Source organism: Gracilimonas sp. (assembly GCF_014762685.1).
Taxonomy (GTDB): Bacteria; Bacteroidota; Rhodothermia; order Balneolales; family Balneolaceae; genus Gracilimonas.
On sequence record NZ_JABURM010000005.1, the window covers coordinates 1194106 to 1216459 of the forward strand.

Sequence of the window (22354 nt, forward strand, 5' to 3'; positions counted from 1 at the left end):
ATTAAAGCTTCTTTGGAATTTGGGATTTGAAAATTGGAGTTTATTCTAATGAAGTTTGAATGGTATCTCGCCCTTCGCTATTTCAAAGGCTCTCGAAAAAGCTCAGGCTTCCTTTCGTTCATTAAATATATGTCTATAGCCGGTATAGCTATTGGCGCTGCGGGACTTCTCATCGCCCTTTCCATCGTTCATGGTTTTAAATCTACAATCAATGGCAAAATTATGGATTTTGCCCCCCATGTAACGGTAAATACCTTCATCAACAGGCCCATTCACCGAGCAGATACTCTACTTACCCACTTGGATAGATATCCTGAGATTAAGAGCAAACAAGTGGTTGTGCAGGGGCAGGTGATGATACAAACAAAAGATCAGGTAACCGGAACCACCTTGAAAGGTGTAGACCTGCAAAAACCAGAATTTGGAGTAGGGAATTACATAACTCGCGGAGAATACAATTTAGAACCGGACTCAGCAGGCATGCCGGGAATTGTACTGGGTTCTCAACTGGTAGAACAACTTCAGGCCGATATCGGTTCTGTCATTACCGTTTACACTATTGAGGGAATACCTTCCCTGATAAATTCTCCTGAAATCAAACAATTTCGATTAACCGGTATTTATGAAACCGGAATTGATCTGTTTGATGATGTATTTGCTATGGTAGACAGGCAGTATGCCCGCGACCTTTTTAAATACAGCGAAACGCAAGCAAATGCTATAGAAATTCGCCTGCACGACGATTCCGAGATCCTTGCTTTCAAAGAGAAACTGGATCAAACTGTTATCTTCCCCTTCTTCAACGAAACCATCTATACCGTTTTTGGTAATATTTTTGCATGGGTTGAATTACAGGAGAATATGATTCCCCTGGTCATAAGCGGGATGATTGTTGTTGCCGCTTTCAATTTAATTGGGGCAATTTTAATGATGGTTTTAGAACGCACCCGTGATATTGGGATATTAAAAACCATAGGTAGTAAATCTAAAATGATACGAAGAATTTTCTTAATGGAGGGACTCATGGTAGCTGGAGTTGGCCTCATTATTGGGATTACTATATCCCTGCTTTTCTATTTCCTGCAGGTCAATTATCAAATTATCCCCCTCTCGCAGGAAAATTACTATATGTCTTACGCTCCTGTTGAACCGCAGGCCATTGATTTCATCATAGTCTCTATAGTAACCATCATCTTATCCGGATTAGCTTCCTGGTTCCCTGCTCGTATTGCCGCCAATACTGATCCCGTCAAAGTAATTTCTTTCGGCCGGTAATTAGCCCATAAAAAAAGCCCGGTGACATTACTCAACGGGCTTAGCTTTCACATGTTAAAAGCTTATCAATTCAGTACAGAATCAACATCTTCCCACTTCATGCCAAATGCTTCTGCAACATCTTGATAGACGATAGATCCGTCAGCAATGTTCAAGCCTTTGAGAAGCTCAGGATCATCTTTAAGAGCCTGTTTCCATCCTTTATTAGCAAGTTGCACTGCATAAGGCAAGGTCACGTTAGTCAGTCCCATCGTAGAAGTATAAGGTACTGCTCCGGGCATATTAGCCACGCAATAATGCACAACATCTTCCACCACGTACACCGGATCTTTATGAGTTGTTGGCTTAGAAGTCTCAAAGCATCCGCCCTGATCAATGGCAACATCCACTAATACGGTTCCGGGTTTCATTTCCTTGAGCATATCACGGGTGATAAGATGTGGGGCTTTAGCTCCAGGTTTCAGGACTGCACCAATCACAAGGTCTACATCCGGAAGCATTTTCCGAATATTGGCTTCAGATGAAAACATGGTCGTTACATTTTTCTCCATAACATCATCCAGGTAACGCAGACGAGGCATATTAATATCCATAATAGTTGTTTTGGCCCCCATTCCTGCGGCTATTTTGGCAGCATTCACCCCTACAATACCGCCGCCAAGTACTAATACGTTAGCGGGAGGCACACCGGGGATTCCCCCCATCAATACACCACGTCCGCCTTTAGGTTTTTCCAGATAAATGGCGCCTTCCTGGGCAGCCATACGTCCGGCTACTTCACTCATTGGGATTAACAAAGGAAGAGAACGGTCGGCTTTTTCCACCGTTTCATAAGCAATGGCAATACATTTCGAATCAACCACTGCTTTGGTAAGGGCTTCTTCTGCAGCAAAGTGAAAATAGGTAAAAATAACCTGCCCTTTTCGCATGCGCGGGTATTCAACCGCTATAGGTTCTTTTACCTTCATGATCATTTCGGCTTTCTTCCAAACCTCTTCAACATCATCAATAATAGTAGCACCGGCATCAATGTATTGTTGATTACTGAAGCCACTGCCAACTCCTGCATTATTTTCAATTAAAACTTCATGTCCGTTACGCTTTAGTTGAACCACGCCACCGGGTTGAATAGCTACCCTGTTTTCGTGGGTTTTAATCTCTTTAGGAACTCCAATAATCATGATATAAACATTTTAGTTAGGCTGTTGTTTTTGGGACGCAAAGGTAGGCATTTTTCCGGAAAACTGGATAATGAATATTTGCTAATACTCCTTCTTTTCAATTATGTTATTTGATGTTAAATGGCCAAATGTTTGGATCATTTACCCTAAATTTATAAAAATATTTTTCGGAACTAAGCTAAAGCGCATTATGACTAAATATATCTCTCAAATTCTGTATGTCTTCTTATTCGCATTTTTAATTACCACGGGGTGTACATCCTCAAAAAAAATTACGGGGAATCAAGAAAAATCTTCCCGTGCTTCCTCTTCCTCAAATGGAATGAAAAGTTATAGCTCAGTAATAACCAAGGACGCTGAAACTGATGAAGGATTGTTTGACGTCCACTGGGTTAAAGACAAATTGTATTATGAGCTTCCCGATTCACTGTTAAATCGTGAAATGTTGTTGGTAAGCCGAATAGCTGAAGTTCCAACCGACTATTTTGGATTCTTTTCAAGTGGAGCAAAAACAGCTGAACAAGTTATCACCTTTGAACGTCAGAGGGATCAAATTCTCATTCGAAAGCAATCATACAATGCTGTTGCAGCTGATACATTGCCCATTTATAAATCAGTCAAAGCAAATAACTTTGCGCCCATCATAGCTGCATTTCCCATTGAAACGATAAGTGAAGACTCCTCTTCCATTGTCATTGAAATGACTGATTTCTTTACTTCAGATATTGAAGCCATCAGCGGGGCCATTAGTTTTCTGAGACGCGAATATCAGGTACGCCGACTGGATGGAGATCGCAGTTACATTGAATCGGCCAAAAGCTTTCCGGAAAATATAGAAATACGCCATGTACTCACATATAATGCGGGAAATCCTCCCTCTGATGAACAAACAGCTACACTTTCGATGTTAATGAGCCAATCCATGGTACTGCTTCCGGAAGAGCCAATGCGTCCAAGATATGAAGATTACCGCGTAGGTTGGTTTACCGTTAATCAAATTGACTATGGCTCAGATGAGCAAAAAGCGGCAGAGAAAAGCTATATTCGTCGTTGGAGGCTGGAACCAAAAGACCCGGAAGCTTATGCACGAGGCGAACTTGTTGAGCCGGTTAAACCAATTGTATATTATCTTGATCCTGCCACACCTACCAAGTATGTGCCATACATAAAACAAGGTGTAGAAGACTGGAATGAAGCTTTTGAAGCGGCCGGTTTTAAAAATGCTGTGATTGCCAAAGAAGCCCCTTCTCCGGAAGAAGATCCGGATTGGAGTCCTGAAGATATTCGTTATTCTACGGTCCGTTGGGTTGCCAGTACTATCCGAAATGCTGTTGGCCCAAGTGTCAGTGATCCGCGAACCGGTGAGATTATTGAAAGTGACATCGTTTGGTATCATAACCATATGCGTTCTTACCGCAACCGCCTGATGATTGAAACCGGAGCCGCAAATCCTGAAGCCAGGAAATTAAAGTTGGATGATGACTTGATTGGCGAAACCATGCGCCGTGTTATTTCTCACGAAATTGGTCATGCCATTGGCCTGCCCCATAACATGCAGTCTAGTTCAGCCTACCCGGTAGATTCCCTCCGTTCCGGATCTTTTACCCAAAAATACGGAATTGCTACAACTATCATGGAGTATGCACGGCAAAACTATATTGCTCAGCCCGGCGATGAAAATATCCGATTCATTCGAAAAATAGGACCCTATGATAAATACGCCGTGAACTGGGGATATCGTGTTATTCCCGAGGCCAGAACCCCGGAAGATGAAAAACCCATTTTAGATGAATGGATCCTCGAAAAAGCCGATGACCCGATTTATCGATTTGCATCTTCTACCGGATACGATCCTTCCGCTCAAACGGAAGACTTATCCAATGACCCGGTGCAGGCCAGTACTTATGGATTAATGAATTTGAAGCGTGTGGTTCCCAATCTCATTGAATGGACTTCTACTCCCGGTGAAGGATATGATGATCTGGAAGAAATATACAGTGAACTCATTTTCCAATGGGCACGCTATGCCGGACATGTTTCCACCAATATCGGAGGAGTATACCAAAACAGAAAAAGCTCTGATCAGGAGGGCGTGCTTTACACCCCTGTTCCTAAAGATTATCAACAAAAAGCCATGGGATTCTTGAATGAACATGTGTTTTCTACTCCGGACTGGCTTTTGGATAAAGAAATACTTCGAAGAATTGAACATGGCGGAGCTCTGGACCGCGTAAAAAACCTGCAAGCTCGTATACTTAATGATGTAATGGCAGCAGATGTAATGATACGCTTGAATGAAAGCCATGCCTTTGACGGGGAGGAAGCTTACACGCCTTTAGAAATGCTTGAAGATTTACGGCGGGGTGTTTGGGCTGAAATCTACGAAATGAGAATGATTAACCCTTATCGCAGAAACCTGCAACGAATCTATCTCGATAATATGGAAAGCATGTTTACCAATGATGAATCAAGCAGTTTTCGAAACCGTATCGATATTAAAAATTCTGACATTCGCACATTCTTACGGGTAGAATTGAATAGGCTTCGAAATGATTTAGGCCGAGCCCAAACCCGAATATCGGATGAGCTAACTCGTGCCCATTTAGAAGATGCCCTTTTCAGAATAGATGACATTTTAGATTCTGACAACTGAAAACATGCTTCTTCTTTTAACAAAGCCTCTGCTAAATAAAGTGCAGAGGCTTTGTTATTTAAATTTCGCAGCCTTTATAATTCCTTTTTCCGTAATTTTAACATGGCCGTAAAGAAATGGGCCGCCAATTGAAGCTATTTCAATCAGCTGTCTTCCTTCAAGATATTCAAGTAAATTTTTCAATTCTATCCTATCCAAATCAAGATGACTAACCAATTCTTCAACCGGAACTTTGGTCTCCGGGTTATTCTCACTCATCCTCTCCAGCAAAGCCAAGAGTTGTTTTGCCCTGTTATTAAAATCTCCGCCTATCAGCATATAATTAACTGGTGAATAGTTAACGGAGAATCATCATTTCAACTAAACAAAAGGTTAACTAATTGTTAAGCTACCATTAATAAAACCTTCTTTGTCTTCATGTTTATTACGGTTGTATATGAAATATTTCTAATCGAATGTTTGAATAGTTTAAATGAACTTAATGTATTAATATTAAATAATTATGTTTAATAAGTTCACTTTGAGGAAGAGAATCTTCTTATTCTCTTCAATTCTGATTTCGTTGGCTTTTACCCTGATGTGGGTATTTGTGCGTCCACAGTATAAAGAAGCCATTATTAACGAAAGAACGACCATTGTTTCTCAGCTTCAAGAATATTCGCTGCAACGTTCTGATCAAATCATACGAAACTGGTTGAATTCCACCAATTACATGGTCCGTCAGATTGAAAACAATCCTGCTCAAACTCAGGATATCGTTACCAAAACTGTTAATCTCACGCCCGGTTTAATGAGAATCTCAATTTACCAGGAAGGCTCTTCTGAATCTGTTGATATTCGCCGATCTATCTATGACGGAGTGGATTTCAGTAACCTGGCCTATAATTGGCACCCCTCCCGGTTGGATCCGACAATTAAAGTAAGTCTCAATCCTGATAAACTAAATGAAAACTACTTCCTGATCGCACAAAAAGCAATTCGGATCAGTAATGACGTCTTCTTCCTTGAAATGTTTTTTGATGCAAACACTATCGTCAATGATCTTATTGACATCCCTTTGGGCGGTGCTTATGAAGCAAATATCTTTACCAATAATGGATTACAAATTCTTCCTTCTAAAGAAGTTGAACTCCCTCAATCGTTATTGGAGGATGCCGGCTATTCAAATCAGTTGACTATTGATATAAATGATAATCAATGGTTTTTATTGAATTCAAGATTTCAAACTATACCTTTTTGGCATATCGTGGCCGTTAAAGATTCCTTTATTCTAAAGCCGGTACACGACCTTATCACCTTCTCTTTGATTACTGGGGGCAGCATTTTACTGATATTGTTCAGTTTTAGCTGGTATGTGAGCCGACGTGTAAACAAACCGGTAGCTCAAATTATAGATGATGTAGAATATATGAGTACGCTGAATTTTGAACATCCCATTAAGCCGGTCGCCCTTCCCGAATTTAATCTGATGCAGAATACACTGGAAACCATCAGGATTACATTAGCCCGGTACCAAGAGATAAATGTTGAAAAAATCATTCTTGAGGAATGGAAAAACAGGTATATGATGACCTATTCCGAGGATTTGATTGGTATTCTGGATTCCTCTAAACACTTCAGTTTCATAAATAACAATTTCGAGCAATTCCTAAATGAGCTTAACATTAAACCCGAAAATGCACATTTGGATGACATATTTTCTCATGATGATATTTCGGTCGCTAAATTTGAACAAAGAGTACACAATCCGGATCCCTATACCGTAAAAATCAACAATTCTGAAGTTTCTCGTTACCTGAATGATAACAAAAGCGATTATTACGATTTTCAGTACGTTTCCATTATCAATAAAGAAGGAGATGAAGAAGCAGCCCTTATCATTCTGCACGACAAAACTGAAGACAGACTAAATGATATCAAGCGAAATGATATGATCAATATCATTGCCCATGAACTAAAAAATCCAATTACAAGTATTATGGGCCTTTCAGAAGTGCTTATGGATTCCACTTATAACATGGATGAAAGTGAAAGGAAAAACATAGTCGATGAAATTCTCCTTTCCGGAGAACGAATGAAGAGCCTTGTAAATCGTTTTCTGGATATTCAACGCATTGAATCAGGTCGAACAAATATCGATTTTGAATCTATTGACCTTCTGCGTATTACCGAAGACGTCAAAAGTATTTCCCACCCTCTCCTTCTTAAGAAAAACCTGAAAACAAAACTCATTAAAGAAGGAAGGAATTTCAAGATAAACGGGAGTTCTGAGCTTATTTTCGATGCCATCCAAAACCTATTAAGCAACGCAATTAAATACGGAGATCCCAACCGAACTATTGAAATAAAATTAAGCAACACCCCGGATTCAACCAGTATTAGTATTACAGATTATGGGTTTGGGATCGATCTTGAGGAACAAAAAAGGATATTTGATAAATTTTACCGTGTTAAATCCAATAAAAAGGCCGCCCGGGAAAGCGGGACCGGTCTTGGTTTGGCATATGTACGCGAAATAATTCACTTGCACAACGGAGAAATAGAGCTTGAATCAAATGAAGAGATTGGATCTCGCTTTATGTTGGTTTTTCCAAAATAACGGGGTATACAATATGAAAGTAAAATTCCAAATAGGTTATTTATTCTTAGCTACAGCATTGACTATTCCGAATATCGCGTTTGCTCAAGAAAGTCCGATTACCTTTAAAGCGCAAGAACTACAAAATATTGCTCAAAAGTATACGGGCAGCACTGTTAATTGGCCTCTGGTGATTAATTTAGCGACACACAATACTGAGGATAATTCATTCACCATTACCCCCTCTCAATTACAAGAGTTGCAAAATTTTTCCCAGGTTTCAACTCAGGTAGTAAATCAAAAAGAAAGAATCAGTGAGTTGATTTCATCTGGGGCAACTGTTTTTGCTCCGGATCAATATTCCGAAGTTCAAGAACTTATTACGGAGTACACAAAAGCTGTAAATGATGGAGAAATTGAAAAGGCATTTGATTTTGGAAACCGGGTAAAACCGGCAGTCGACCTTATGGAAACCACTTTATTTGAAAATAGAATAGTGGATGTACAGGCACAGCTTGCCGATAAAACCGGTAAAGTTGACCGGAGGAAGGGGCTTTTAGGATCATGGATTGATGCCATGAAAGGTGATCTGTTTGCGCAATCTGACGGGATCAGGACTTTTATTGAGAGCTACGCGTTGCTATCATTTGTAGACGGAAGTAATATTCAGGTAGAACCTAATACCATAGCAGTTATTCGAAAATCACGCATCGATCGGCTTAATGATGCTGCAGACACTGAAATTACCCTGGAGGATGGAGGGTTATTGGCAAAGCTTTCCGCAGCCGGAAAAAATAAAAGTAAATATACTTTAAACGCCGGGTCATCTGTTTCGGAACTCAGAACTCAGAATTTTTATGCCGAAACCGATACCTCTGATTTAGTAAAGCTTACCAATTATGACGGACAAGCCATAGTCAACTCCAATGATGTTTCAATAACTATTAGGGAAAACGAAGGTACAATTGTGGAAAGAGGTAAAGCTCCAATGCAACCTGTTAAACTGTTACCCTCTCCCACACTCACTTGGGCTAATACTGATACCGTCGTAAATAACCAGACTATTGTTTTTTCATTTGATGAAATTGAGGGAGCGGAAAATTACAGGATCCAATATGACAGCTCCCCAAATTTCACTGAAAATGTAGTTGACGTAGAAACAAACGAAACTTCATTAGCACTCGATAACCTGCCAATGGGTATGACTTATGTAAAGGTTCAAGCCATTGATAATTTAGGGTTAAGGGGGCCTTTTTCAAAAACGGCGCGGATCATTCGTACCATAGATGATGTTCCACCACCTATTTTTATTGATGACATGAATGGTGAGGTACTATTAACCGGTTCCGGTTCTTTGCAAATGACCGGAGTAACTGAACCTGAAGCCCGTCTGGTTATTGAAGGAAATAGTGTGCGGGTACAATCTACCGGGCGTTTTTCTTATACCGTTTCAAATGTTGAAAGTACAAAAGATATTACATTAACAGCTACTGACCGGGCAGGAAATAAGGGCTCTAAAAATATCCGTGTTATTCGATTGACTGAAGAAAAACTTTATAACTTCAGACTTCGGAGTGCCACAAATAGTACCCTATCTGCTATAAAATCCGGTTCAACTACATTTTCCGGAAATCTGTACCCCGGTATTGAAATAGTGCTGACCAATGAAAATCGAAAGGAAAGAGTGCGCACTGATTTTAATGGAAATTGGGGAATCACACTGGATTTGGTTCCCGGACAACTCACAATTGAGTTTAAACATGCAAAAAGCGGAACCCTATATTCTTCTAAATCTTATACGGTTGAATAGTGAAATGAAAAAACAGTTTTTAAAAACCCTTGCTATACTTATTGTATGGTCTATCTGTGTTTTTCCGGTAAAAGCCCAAGAACTTTATTTAACCGTTGCAGGAAAACAGTCAGAACTTGTCAGTGATCATTCACCAGAGCAATACGATATCTGGATTAAACCGGGAGATAATGCCGGCAATGCCATCCTTCAGATATATGATGCAGGATTAGGAGGAAGAGCAGATAATCAAACAATAACCAATTCTCCGAATACTGCTACCACTTTCAGATTATATTCCTTTGATGATGTATACCTATCAACTTCAAACACTCCGGTTAAAAAAAGAACTTCATCTTCCCCCATTAAAACTTTAACCACTCGAAATGAAGAGAATTATATCGATCAATGGGTAGATTTTACCGACATAACCAACCGTGAAAATGGATTTATACTACGAGTCACAGTAGATAATGGGGAGGATACAAACAACTTTAAACTCCGGCTCGTTGATGGTTCTGGCAGACAAATTAAAAATGATTCATGGCAAGTCATTACTTTTGATTTGTCCATTGGAATATTTGACTTACCCGCTAATGAAGCACTCCAGCTAAAGCCTTATCAGTCGCAAAATACAGTACAACCATTTGAAGTTTCAGGTGACGTAAATAGCAATGCTGAGATTCTTGACAGATTTGGAAATACCTATGCTTTGGACAAGCCCTTGATTCCAGAAACCGTTTCAGGTACAGAAAATAATTGGGTGCTTAGCCTGAGTGGATCTGAAAACAGAATGAATAACTTGATGATTCACGGGGGCAATCAACCTGCACTTTGGATCTATGATGCGACATTTACGGCATTTCAAAAACCTGATCTGACTATTACCCAAATCCCGACGATACGATGTACAGAAAAATCTTTTGAACTGACAAGTCAGCACTTAAATGCTCAGGCTCTTCAAGCAGCTCAATGGCAAATTAATGGCAGAACCTTAGGCACCGGAATATCCCCTTCCCTGTCATTTGTCTCAAGAGGCGAAGTTACCTTAAATGTTCGCGTTCCCAATACTTTATCCCCATTCCCTGAATTTTGGAATGTTAGACAAGATGTTTTGATCAACGAACCTCCCATAGCAAGGTTAGAAACTGCGAAAACTGTTATTGGTCCAAATCAGATACTTACCTTGTCTGCTGAAAGCTCTTATGACTTAGGGGGCAGAAAATTAAATTATTATTGGTTTGTTGACGGACAACTGGAAGGCACTGAACCTACTTTTGAATTTTCAGCCGCCCGGGAAGGAACCCATATCATCTCGGTAAGAGTTAATAATGGAGGTCAAATTCCCAACTGCAGCAACAGTCAGCGACAAATCCGCATTCAAATAGACAATGATGCCTTGAGCGATACAAGTCCCGACAAAATTATAGTTCGGCGGATAGAAGCACCGGCAGTCTCTTCGAATGCAACCGTTGCCTTTGGTTATACTTCAAGTGGTGACTCTACAGTAGACGCCAGCAGCAGTTATACATGGGTTTTGGGAGACGGCACCACGATAGCCGGACAAAATATCACCCATACTTATGAGAAAACCGGCACCTATCAGGTTGCGCTTCATATCGATGACGGAAAAGGACGAAATAATAGTATTCAAACCAAACAGCACACCATTATTATAAATAAATTCCCGGAAGCTTCTTTTGAAATACCCGAAATTGTGGGGGCGAATAACAGTTTTATAGTAGATGGGACTTCCAGCTTTGATGAAGATGGAGTCATTACAAGCTATGAATGGTTTATTGATGGAGAACCCGCTGCCAGCGGCCCTACCCCTTCACTTGAAATCGATACGCCGGGTGAGCATGTTATTTCATTGAAAGTACGCGACAATTCCGGAAATGAAATAGCTCAAAGTGTGGCGAGTAATAAGGTTTGGGCTAATCATTCCCCTGTTTTGAAGTGGAGCACTTCCCCGGATATTGTTGGTCCCGGAGATGAAATTACTTTTAATGCAGAAGGGTCTTATGATCCGGATGGAACAATTGAAAGAATCTTTTGGACTTTTCAAGATGGCACAGTGATTGAAGGAGAAGAAGCCACCCGCAGCTTTAAAGAAAGCGGTGTGCATTATTTCACTCTCACGGGTGTAGACAATGAAGGAGTTGCCAATTCCGAATTCAGTGTGGAGGGAACCGTAAATGTTAATCACACCCCATATATCGTAACTGAATCTGTAATTCGTTCAAATTCATTGGATATTCAGCTGGATGGCTCTCGTACTTATGACGCGGACGGTGACCCCCTAAACTTTGAGTGGACCCTTCCTGATGGTTCAAAAAGATCTGAAACCAGTTTTAGCTGGAAAGCCCCGGAGTTTGGTGTACACATTTTTGGATTGAAAGTTAATGACAGCCGTGGCTTACCAAACAGCTCCGCCGAAAAAACAATTCGTGTTTTAATTAACAGGCCTGTTAAGGCTGTGGTAGACTCATTAATTTTATCGTGTTCGGGGCAAACCATTTTATTCAACAGCTCGCAAAGTTACGATCCTGATGGAGATCCCTTTAATGTACATTGGGATTTTGGAGACGGTCAAACTTCAAATCGTGCTAATCCCTCTTACATTTATGACCGACCCGGTATTTATGGTGCCAAACTTACTATGAGTGACGGAATTTCAGAAAAAGCCACGGTAACAAAAATCCCGGTAATTATTGGAGATTCTCCGGTTGCCAAAATGAACCTGGCAGGTGCAGATTCAACCATCTGTGTTGACACAGCCCTTGATTTTGACGGTTCAGGAAGTCTTGATCCTTCCGGTGCCCTGCCCTCTCTTTTGTGGGAATTCGGAGACGGTACCGTTGAAACCGGCCCAAAAATTCGTCATGTATTTACTGAACCCGGGGTGTATCCGGTGTCACTTACCGTTGAGGGATCAGGTTCCATCAATTGTGGAAATATGAACCAGGTCAGATCTACCATACGGGTTATTGAAGGGCCTAAAGCTGTTTATGAAGTCCCAGAGTGGATTCCGCCGGGTGAACAGGTAAATCTTGATGGCTCATCCTCCACTGCCGAAGATGATTTTTCTATGGTTGAGTGGGAAATTCAGGACCAGGGACAGACGATTACAAGAGAAGGATTACAAACAAGCTATCGCTTTACTGAACCCGGGGAATACCTTGTAACCCTCAACCTGGAAACAAATTCAACCGCAGCCTGTAACACGGCAACCCTTACAAAATCAATCCGGGTGAATGCGCCCCCGGTCATTAACTGGGAGTTGCCGGAAAAAGTAGCTGCCGGAAGCGACTTGCGCCTTGATGCCATGGGATCACTTGATCCCGATGGTTATATAAAAGAATATAACTGGTATTACGATGGCGAACTTCTCAGTACCAATTCAGCTGAAATGATTAAGGCCATAGAACCTGGCTTTCATACCGTTACCCTTGTTTTAAAAGATAATTCACCTACTTCGAATAATACGGCAAGGGAAGAAAAAACCTTTTTTGCCAATAACGCTCCAAAGCCAAAAATCACGACTTCACGAGTCAGGTATGTAGGTGAAGAAATTTTCTTGACCGGAAGCCCTGATCAAGATATTGACGGTGACCGGGTAACAAATCAATGGCTGATTAACGGGAGGCCAATACAGGGTTCTTCCTTCATTCCAAAAAAGCCAAAGAAATATTACATCACTTTACTCCAGGACGATGGGCAAGGAGCTCCAAATTCAGTTGATTCCACAATTGTGGAAATCACCCCAAAAGACATCCCAAAAATAGATCCTGATTACCCAAAAGCTATTATAAAAGGCAGGGCTATTACCCTGAATGAATTGAATATTCCATCTGGCTGGCGGTTTTCGGTGAACAATAATTTTACTGACCGATGGGTGGCTCAAACTGCAGGAGCTGACAGCCTAAATTTATATTGGTTCCTCGATGGAAAAGCCATCTACAGCAGGAAATTTCCAATCACTGTAAAAGAGAAACTTGGCTTTGCACAAAGTACGACCATTATTGAAATGGACTGGAACCCTGTAAATCCATCCACCATCCTTGATGCCCCTGAAGTAAACAGAAAAACATCAGAAGTAAAATATACCTGGTTTCAAAATGAAGAAATTATTGGTTATGGAGCACAGCAAGAGCTTCCTTTAGCTCAAGGTGAAAACCGGTTTTCCATTCAGGTAGAAGACTTAAGAGTAGCACACTCTACACCGGCGGAAGCAGAAATTATTATTATCACTGAATAGAATTTTAAATTAATTATTATTAGTAACTTATAGATTAATATTAAGTTTTATTTTAAATCAAAAAGATGGTAATATTGAATGCTTTATAATTCTAATTAAATCATCAGGCTTCTTTTGAAGATTGTTATTATAGGTGCCGGCGAGATTGGATATGATCTGGCAAGTGTATTATCTACTGAAAAACATGATGTTACGGTAATGGACCGGGATAAAGATTCCCTTTCCAGAGTTTCTGATTCTCTTGATGTGCTGCCCATAGAAGGAAATGCTACTTCCGTTAAAGACCTGGTTAATGCCTCCGTTGGTGAAGCCGATATTCTGATCTCTGTAACCAGTATCGATGAAGTAAACATGATATCCGGAATGATCGGGAAACGACTGGGAGCAAAAATGGTGATTGCCCGAATACGCAGTGACGAATTCTCTGATGAAGACTCCCCGATCACTCCTTCCGACCTCGGTATCGATGTGATGATTCATCCCGAGTTAAGTGCCTCCCATGAAATTGCACAGCTCTTAAAGCGCTCTTCCGCAAGTGATGTTATCAACCTCGCTGAGGATCGGATGCAATTAATTGGTATCCGTCTGGAAAAAGATTCCCCCCTGATAAATAAATCTTTAAATGAATATGCTGCAGCTCACGCTGACTTAACCTTTCGTGTCGTTGCCATAGGCAGGCGTGGAAGAACCATTATTCCCAATGGTTCGGTTAAATTACAGGCCTACGATCAGGTTTTTATACTTGCCGAAACCAAAAACATTAATGGTGTGGTTAAAACCACCGGAAAAAAGGAAACCGAACTCAATACCATAATGATTGCCGGCGGATCAGGCATGGGTGCTATGATTGCCCGGCTGCTATGCGCCGATGAATCTAAAAACTGGACCATCAAACTAATTGAGCCCGATTACAATATTGCCGAAGACTTAGCCATTGAGATGAAAGAGGTAATGGTTTTACACGGTAATCCCACCGATCCTGATTTGTTGGTAACTGAAGGCATTAGCGAGATGGATGCTTTTATTGCCGTAACCGATGACGAAGAGTCCAATATTATTTCCTGCCTGATGGCCAAACACCTGGAAGTAAAAAAAACGGTGGCCTTGGTTTCAAAACCCGATTTTATCCCACTGGCACAAACAATAGGACTGGACGCCGTAATAAATAAAAAGGTGGCGGCATCCAACGAAATTCATCGCTATGTACGCCGCGGAAATGTAATCTCTGTAACAGAATTAAGGGGAATAAAAGCTGAAGTAATAGAATTAGAAGCCGCTTCTGAGTCAAAAATCACCAAAAAACCCATTAAAAAATTAAATCTTCCGGAAGGTTGTGTAATTGGAGGCGTTCTATGTGACGGTGCTGTTGAAATTGCTACCGGTGAAACCCAAATACAATCCAATGACAGGGTTATCATCTTCTGCCTCCCTGCTGCCGTTGATAAAATAACAAAGCTTTTCCAATAATGGCTTTAGTCTCCAATAGCTCCGCTCCGCGTGCCAACATTGACTTTTTTATGGTGTTGGGGATCCTCGGTGCCTTTATTTTCTTTATGGGGTTCGCTCTGTTGATGCCTGCCGGTGTTGATTTAATTTATGGACAAGATACCTGGCATTCCTTTTTAGTTTCTGCTGGCATTGCTTTTTCCCTGGGAGGACTTCTGTGGTATTTTTTCAAGCCGCAACAGGAACTCCGTATCCGTGAAGGCTTTTTGATTGTAAGTTTAACCTGGCTTTCCCTCTCCCTTGTAGGTGCACTGCCCTTTGTGATATCCGGTGTACTTCCCAGTTTCACGGATGCGGTATTTGAAACCATGAGCGGCCTTACCACCACTGGCTCAACTATTTTGGGGGGAGCCACCAGTGATGGTTTTCAAAACCCACAAATCGAAGATATTCCAAAAAGCTTTCTATTTTGGCGTTCCCTGGCCCATTGGTTGGGCGGAATGGGAATCATTGTACTTTCATTGGCTATTTTGCCCTTATTAGGTATTGGAGGTATGCAATTATTTCAGGCGGAATCGCCCGGCCCCACCACCGATAAACTTACTCCCCGTGTTCAGGAAACCGCCAAGCTGCTTTGGGTAGTATATGTGGCCCTCACAGGAGCGGAATTCCTGTTGCTTTGGGCGCACCCGTCTATGGATTGGTTCGAAGCGATTAACCATGCATTTTCCACGCTGGCAACCGGTGGATTTTCCACTCAAAATACCAGTATTCAGGCTTTTGACTCGGCTTATATAGATTGGGTCATCATTGTATTTATGTTTCTGGCCGGTATCAACTTTGCCATGCATTTCCGGCTTTTCCGGGGGGATGCACAATCCTTCTTTGCTAACCGTGAAATCCGGTTTTATACGCTCATAATTGGTATTGGAATTCTCATCATTTCAGGCTCTCTTTTGGTGATAGATAAATATCCCATCTTTGAAGCCCTGCGTTATGGAGCTTTCCAGGTTTTAGCTATTGTAACCACTACCGGATTTGGAACAGACGATTATGAAATATGGAATACCATCGGTGCCTTTTTCCTGTTTCTCCTTTTCTTTACCGGAGGTTGTGCCGGCTCCACTGGCGGAGGTATCAAAATGGTCCGATGGATGATTTTGATTCGCAACACCGGCCGGGAAATTAAGCAAATCGTTCATCCCAAAGCTATTCTGCCTGTTCGAATTGGTGATCAGGCCATCAGCCAGCATATACAGCGGACGGTACTAAGTTTCTTTATCCTCTACATCTTTATTTTTGCATTGGGAGCATTCATTATCAGTTTATTTGGATATGATATTATGTCTTCTATTGGGGCAAGTATTGCCGCCATCGGAAACATTGGTCCAGGCTGGGGTGACTTCGGCCCCACCGATAACTTTGCTCACCTTCCCTATCTCGGAAAATGGGTACTTATTATGCTAATGATGGTAGGCCGCCTTGAGATCTTTACCGTACTGATTATCTTCTCTCCTGCTTTTTGGAAGCAATAGCGGTTGGGCAAATTGATGCAATAAAAAGCTATGCTGCCCCTGGCACCAACCTCTTACCATTTCACTCTGCTTTAATACGTCCCGCGCATTTCATCCCATCCATTGCCGCAGATACAATGCCGCCGGCGTAGCCTGCTCCTTCCCCGCAGGGATACAATCCTTGAATCTGAATATGCTGCAAAGTCTCCGGATCACGCGGAATTTTTACCGGGCTGGAAGTTCGCGTTTCCGGAGCATGTACCACCGCTTCGTTGGTGAGATAGCCTCTCATACTTTTATCAAACTGAAGAAATCCTTCTTTCAGGCTTTTGTGAATAAAATCGGGGAGTACAGAACCGAGTTCGACAGAAGTAATGCCGGGGGCATAGGAAGTATTCGGTAAGTCTTCGGAGACTTTCCCTTTAATAAAATCACGCAGTCGTTGGGCCGGAGCGGTTTGTGTCTTCCCACCTTCCAGCCAGGCTTTTTGTTCGATGGACTTCTGAAATTCCATCGCCGCCAAAGGGCCGTGTTTGGCAAATGGTTTGAAATCTTCGGGACTTAACTCCACAACGATGCCTGAATTAGCCGTAGCACGTGCCCGCCGGGAGGAAGACCAACCGTTGGTCACAATCTCACCGGGGGCTGTGGCACAAGGCGCAATCACCCCGCCGGGACACATACAAAACGAATAAACCCCGCGATTCCCTGCTTGCTTGGCAATACTGTAAGCCGCCGGAGGCAGATAGTCTCCCCGGGATTCACAATTGTATTGAATGGAATCAATAAGTGCCTGTGGATGCTCAACCCTGACCCCAATCGCCAGCGGCTTCAGTTCAATGGCTATTCCTTTACGATGAAGCAGCTTGAAAATATCCCGCGCAGAATGCCCGGTTGCCAGAATCACATTATTAGCATAGAATTTGGTGCCATCTAGCGCCACTACTCCTTTGATTGCCGATGAATCAGTTATCAGGTCCGTAACCCGCGTGTTGAAATGAATTTCTCCCCCATTCTGCAAAATACATTCCCGCATATTGCCAACGATACCCGGTAATTTATTCGTCCCAATATGAGGATGCGCTTCCACCAAAATTTCTTTCACAGCTCCAAAGCCGACAAACAGTTCCAGCACCTTTCGGGTATTTCCCCTTTTTGTGGAACGGGTGTATAGCTTGCCGTCCGAATAAGTACCCGCTCCTCCTTCCCCAAAACAATAGTTCGAATCTTCGTTTACCAAATGATTTACGTTGATTCCCTTCAGATCGGCGATGCGTTCTTTGGCATCTTTTCCACGCTCAATGATCACCGGCTTCAGTCCTCTTTCCATCAGCTCCAATGCAGCAAACAGCCCGGCCGGACCGGCTCCGATGATAATTACCTCCTCCGCATTACTTACATCTGGATAATCCGGGAGCGATATTTCTTCCGACTCATATTCCTCATTGATATACAGGCGGATTTTCAGGTTTATATAAGCCTGCCGGGCCCGGGCATCAATGGAGCGCTTGAGGATTTCGATATGGTGAATATCTTCCGGGTCAAGCTTCTCTTTCTGAATAATGTAATCACGTAGCAATGGGCTTTGTCCGGCTACTTCCGGCAGCACCCTGATCTGTATTTCTTTCTGCATGTCCTGAAAATAAGGAATTGGATACTGCTAATTCACCCGGTTATGCCATTTTTATTTTCTCTAATCACCTTACTGACTCTCCTTGTTTTTGGGTAGTGTAAACGTAAAAACACTTCCATTGTCAGGCTCACTATTTACCCAAATCGTTCCCCCGTGCATTTCTGCAAAATCAATACACAGATCTAACCCAAGACCGGAACCTTTTTCTCCCTCAGTCCCGGGAGTCGTGTATGTACTTTTTTTATTTAATATTTTTTTCAGTGCATCCTCTTCAATTCCCACTCCCTCATCAATCACCGATATTTCTACCTCCTCACTTGTTTTCTTTGCCTGAACAACAACTTTACTCCCGGATTGAGAAAACTTAATACCATTTACAATAAGATTTCTCAGGATCGTTTTCACCATGTTTGCATCTGCATGTACGTAAATGGTATCAGGAACTTGATTTTCCAGCTCGATTTCTTTGGACTCAGCATTTGATCTTATAACATTGAATACGGAATCCGTAAGATCGGAAAGAGATAAATTTTCAAGATCCGTGGTTACTTCCTGGAATTGATTTTTTGACCAAGCGAGCAGATCCTCCAATAATTCATGAGTATTCTCTGTTCGTTTCTTCACTAATTTCAGGTATTCAAAAACTTCTTCTTTAGAGAGACCCTCAAAGTCCTCGAAGATCATATCATAAACACCCCGGGCACCGGCAACGGCATTTCTGAGATCGTGGGATATTACAGAAAAGAGTTTGTCTTTTTGCCTGTTCAATTCTTGTAGTTCTTTATTTTTCTCGGCAAGCTTATTTTCCGTTTGTTTCTGTTCTGTGATATCCATGAAGGTACTAACTACCCCATCTCGATATTTCACAACTTTGCTGTGATACCAGAATACCTCCCCCTGCTCATTAATGTGCTGATATTGAAACTCTACAGGAGAACCTTCAAGCACTACGGTTTTAAATTGATTCAATATTTTTTCTTTAGCCCTATCAGCAACTGCCGAAGTTATCCTCTGCCCAACAAGCTCTTTCTCCGATGCACCGGTTAAAATTTCCGCTGATTTATTAATTTGGGTAATTTCAAAATCAATAATGATATCCTCAGAATCCCTTACCGCATCAAACACCATAATTCCTCCCGGAGAGGTATTTAGGACGCTTCGAAGAAGCAATTCATGGTTTTTTCGATCTGTTATATTTCTTACGGCTCCTAAATATCGAGGAGCATCTCCGTTCTCAAACTTTGATAACACCGCATTATACCATTGAATTTTCCCCTTAGTCTCAATGCTATAGTCAAAATTATATTGTTTTTGACCTTGATCTAATTTGTGAAAAGCCTCATCTAGCTTTTTAGTTACATGAGGCGGCAATACTTCTTTATAGCTTTTTCCTAAAAAAGCTTCCTTAGGCAGAATTAATTCATCCTCGTGATTCGTAGCTATATAATCTTCTATTATCCCATCCGCAGTGAATACAAAGAGCAAGTCGTGAAAAGCATTCAATATGGATTTTAAATAATCAGTCATAATTAACCAATCTTTGAGGCCCTTCAACATTTCGCCCTTAAATAAATTCAAATGGATACTATCCTATATCCTACGATCCAATTTATTAAGAAGCTCAAGACCCGACCTTAAAGCAACCATCAGGCCAATGCTGAAATTGTTCTAAAATGTACCACGGAAAAGGATCATTTCGAAATCGGCAACCAGAAATCATTCTATACCGACGCTTTACGGTATTATTATCACTTGCCTCTATTTTTTACTCTAAACTCGAAAACATCCGGCCTTGCATAATGACCCACCACGTCAAACATTCGCTTAGCCGCTAAGATATCCTGAAGATTGATATCGGCGTATAAAATACCTTCCTCAGCTTCCAGAGGGCCTGCCAGCAATTGTCCGTTAGGTGCTACAATACAGCTGTTGCCCGTATTGATCCATTCTCTGCCTTCCGGGTACAGCTTTTTAAATTCGTATTCATCCGGTATATCCTCCATTTTCAGCGCCATGCAGGTGCTGATCACAAATAGTCCGCCTTCTCTTGCTACGTGCTGCATGGTTTGCAGCCAATTGGGGCTTTTATCCCATGTCGGGGAAGCTAATATCTGGGTTCCGCTTTCATAAATGGCATTCCTGGCTAAAGGCATAAAATTCTCCCAGCAAATAAGGCCGGCTATCGTTCCGGCTGAAGTGTCATAAGAACGCAAGCTGTCTCCTGCCCCCTGCGACCACACCAGTCGCTCCCCTCCCGTGGGAATAAGCTTTCGGTGTTTTCCTATAATCTTCCCTTTATCACTGATAAATAGCAGGCTGTTGAATAAGCTGGCACCGCTCGTTTCAGAATTCCGTTCATGCAGGCCCATCACCACATTGATACCGGCCGATTTAGCGGCCTTACAGAGCTTATCGGTAGTTACTTCGGGAATGGACACTGCATTTTCCACCAGCTTCACGTACAATTCATTCAAATCAGCACCTTTGCTGTTTGGGATCAGCCAAACCCAATCCGGGTATCCTGAAATAAATGCTTCGGGAAACACAACCAATTTCGCTCCCTTTTTGCCGGCCTCTGAGATGGCATTACATGCTTTTTCTACTGTTTTTCCCTTATTTAGGAATATGGGCGTAAGCTGTGCCGCAGCCACTTTTATATTTTGGATCATATTTTCACCTCTAATGATGATTATAACCGATCTTTTATGCCAACTATAACGGAGGAATAAACGTAAAGATGAGGATATAATGGAGAATTTGAACCTGACATCCTAATAGAAAAAGGTTCTTCAGACCGGTGTGTTATTAGGAATAATATCGTTTCTCAGTGCCCTCAATTAGAACGGGGTTATGAGTGATCTCACTGCCGGGGCAAGTTGATTGCAGCCGAAGTACATCGGCACTATTTATTGTTTCAATGACAAGGTTTTATATGTTATTATTATTGGACTAAATAATATAATTATACAGATGGCTTTACGACTTATAAAAATTTTACCGCCAAAGGGATTTAATGATCTTAAAAGCCTCATTAATGAGGATGATATTCTTGATTCCTGGATTGATAAATCTGAAGGAGATAAAACGGTCATCAATCTTTTGGCTGATGTAGAGCTCACAGAAAAAATTCTGGGAGATCTTGAAACAAAATTTACGGGAGAAGAAGATTATAGAATAGTCCTTCTCCCCATATCAGCTACACTTCCATCAAGAAAGGATGAGGAAAATGAAGACAAAACAACTGAGAAAGAAAAAGACGATGAACGGGTGCACCGAATTTCGAGGGAAGAACTGTACGAAGAGATAAAAAAGGTTGTTGATTTTTCCTGGGTATATCTTGTGTTAATTGCCTTGTCCTGCGTGGTGGCAGCAAACGGTTTAATCCGGGATAATGCAGCTATGGTGATTGGTGCCATGGTGATTGCACCTATTTTGGGGCCAAATGTAGGGCTGGCCCTGGCAACCACACTTGGAGATAAAGCACTCCTTAAAAGATCTCTGAAATCAATTTTATATGGGTTTTTACTGGGTTTAGGCCTTTCTTTTCTAATGGGGCTCGTCATTGATATTAATCCGGAGGTCTCAGAAATCAGTTCCCGGACCGTTGTGAGTTATGCAGACATAGCCTTGGGACTTGCAGCCGGAGTAGCGGGGTGTTTATCGTTTACCAGGGGGATTTCTGCCGCAGTGATTGGGGTTATGGTAGCTGTAGCATTACTTCCGCCGATGGTAACTACCGGGTTGCTATTGGGAAGCGGGATGTATGGACTTGCTTATGGTGCAGGATTATTAACGGTGACCTACATAATCTGTATAAACCTGGCAGGAGTACTTACATTTTTACTTCAGGGAATTAAGCCCCACAGTTTTACTGAACAAAGAGAAGGAGAAGAATTAAGCCGTTGGGCTATTTATATCTGGGTTAGTCTTTTAATTCTACTCTCTGTTATTATCTATTTTGAGTTTTTATGATGAGATGAAATGATCGCAATAAGAGGTTAGTAGAGCAACTTAGGTAAGAGGA

At 41.7% G+C, this 22354-nt stretch carries 13 protein-coding genes; 8 read left to right on the plus strand and 5 right to left on the minus strand.

All coding sequences use genetic code 11. From position 1 onward, the window contains the following. Positions 1–48: 48 nt before the first annotated feature. Entirely contained in the window at positions 49–1275 is a 1227-nt protein-coding gene (locus HUJ22_RS05370) for an FtsX-like permease family protein (RefSeq protein WP_290874986.1), read from the plus strand. 65 nt (positions 1276–1340) lie between these two features. Here the strand turns inward: HUJ22_RS05370 and ald are convergent, their stop codons facing one another. Then, a complete protein-coding gene (ald, locus tag HUJ22_RS05375) occupies positions 1341–2456 on the minus strand; it encodes an alanine dehydrogenase (protein ID WP_290874988.1) in 1116 nt (371 codons plus the stop codon). A 322-nt stretch (positions 2457–2778) separates the two neighbouring features. Between ald and HUJ22_RS05380 the strand changes: the two genes are divergently transcribed. Further along, positions 2779–5109, plus strand: coding sequence for a zinc-dependent metalloprotease (locus tag HUJ22_RS05380; protein ID WP_290874989.1), 2331 nt, complete (start codon positions 2779–2781; stop codon positions 5107–5109). A gap of 54 nt (positions 5110–5163) precedes the next feature. On the opposite strand, the gene HUJ22_RS05385 is transcribed toward HUJ22_RS05380, so the two are convergent. Next, positions 5164–5427 carry a hypothetical protein gene (locus HUJ22_RS05385; RefSeq protein WP_290874991.1) on the minus strand — a complete coding sequence of 88 codons (264 nt, stop codon included), beginning with the start codon at positions 5425–5427 and terminating at the stop codon, positions 5164–5166. Between the two features lie 202 nt (positions 5428–5629). Here HUJ22_RS05385 and HUJ22_RS05390 point away from each other — a divergent pair, with 202 nt between their 5' ends. From HUJ22_RS05390 to HUJ22_RS05410, 5 genes are all read left to right on the plus strand, one after another. Beyond that, complete coding sequence (locus tag HUJ22_RS05390) at positions 5630–7708, plus strand: HAMP domain-containing sensor histidine kinase (protein ID WP_290874993.1); 2079 nt, start codon at positions 5630–5632, stop codon at positions 7706–7708. 13 nt (positions 7709–7721) lie between these two features. Next, on the plus strand, positions 7722–9497 hold the full coding sequence (locus HUJ22_RS05395) for a hypothetical protein (RefSeq protein ID WP_290874995.1): 1776 nt from the start codon (positions 7722–7724) through the stop codon (positions 9495–9497). A 4-nt stretch (positions 9498–9501) separates the two neighbouring features. Beyond that, entirely contained in the window at positions 9502–13737 is a 4236-nt protein-coding gene (locus tag HUJ22_RS05400; protein ID WP_290874997.1) for a PKD domain-containing protein, read from the plus strand. 114 nt (positions 13738–13851) lie between these two features. Further along, positions 13852–15204 carry a Trk system potassium transporter TrkA gene (trkA, locus tag HUJ22_RS05405; RefSeq protein ID WP_290874999.1) on the plus strand — a complete coding sequence of 451 codons (1353 nt, stop codon included), beginning with the start codon at positions 13852–13854 and terminating at the stop codon, positions 15202–15204. Next, positions 15204–16718: a TrkH family potassium uptake protein gene (locus tag HUJ22_RS05410; RefSeq protein WP_290875001.1), complete on the plus strand. Its 1515-nt coding sequence runs from the start codon at positions 15204–15206 to the stop codon at positions 16716–16718. The genes trkA and HUJ22_RS05410 overlap by 1 nt, the downstream gene beginning before the upstream one ends. A 61-nt stretch (positions 16719–16779) precedes the next feature. On the opposite strand, the gene HUJ22_RS05415 is transcribed toward HUJ22_RS05410, so the two are convergent. The 3 genes from HUJ22_RS05415 to HUJ22_RS05425 all read right to left on the minus strand — a co-directional run bounded on the left by HUJ22_RS05415 (position 16780) and on the right by HUJ22_RS05425 (position 20999). Beyond that, positions 16780–18330, minus strand: coding sequence for an FAD-dependent oxidoreductase (locus HUJ22_RS05415; RefSeq protein WP_290875003.1), 1551 nt, complete (start codon positions 18328–18330; stop codon positions 16780–16782). Positions 18331–18399: 69 nt separating this feature from the next. After that, positions 18400–19857, minus strand: a complete 1458-nt coding sequence (locus tag HUJ22_RS05420) for an ATP-binding protein (protein WP_290875005.1) — start codon at positions 19855–19857, stop codon at positions 18400–18402. A gap of 221 nt (positions 19858–20078) precedes the next feature. Next, the gene (locus tag HUJ22_RS05425; RefSeq protein ID WP_290875007.1) at positions 20079–20999 is read right to left on the minus strand and encodes a carbon-nitrogen hydrolase family protein; all 921 of its coding nucleotides are present in this window, start codon (positions 20997–20999) and stop codon (positions 20079–20081) included. A gap of 301 nt (positions 21000–21300) precedes the next feature. On the opposite strand from HUJ22_RS05425, the gene HUJ22_RS05430 reads away from it, so the two are divergent. After that, a complete protein-coding gene (locus HUJ22_RS05430; RefSeq protein ID WP_290875009.1) occupies positions 21301–22302 on the plus strand; it encodes a TIGR00341 family protein in 1002 nt (333 codons plus the stop codon). Positions 22303–22354: the final 52 nt, after the last annotated feature.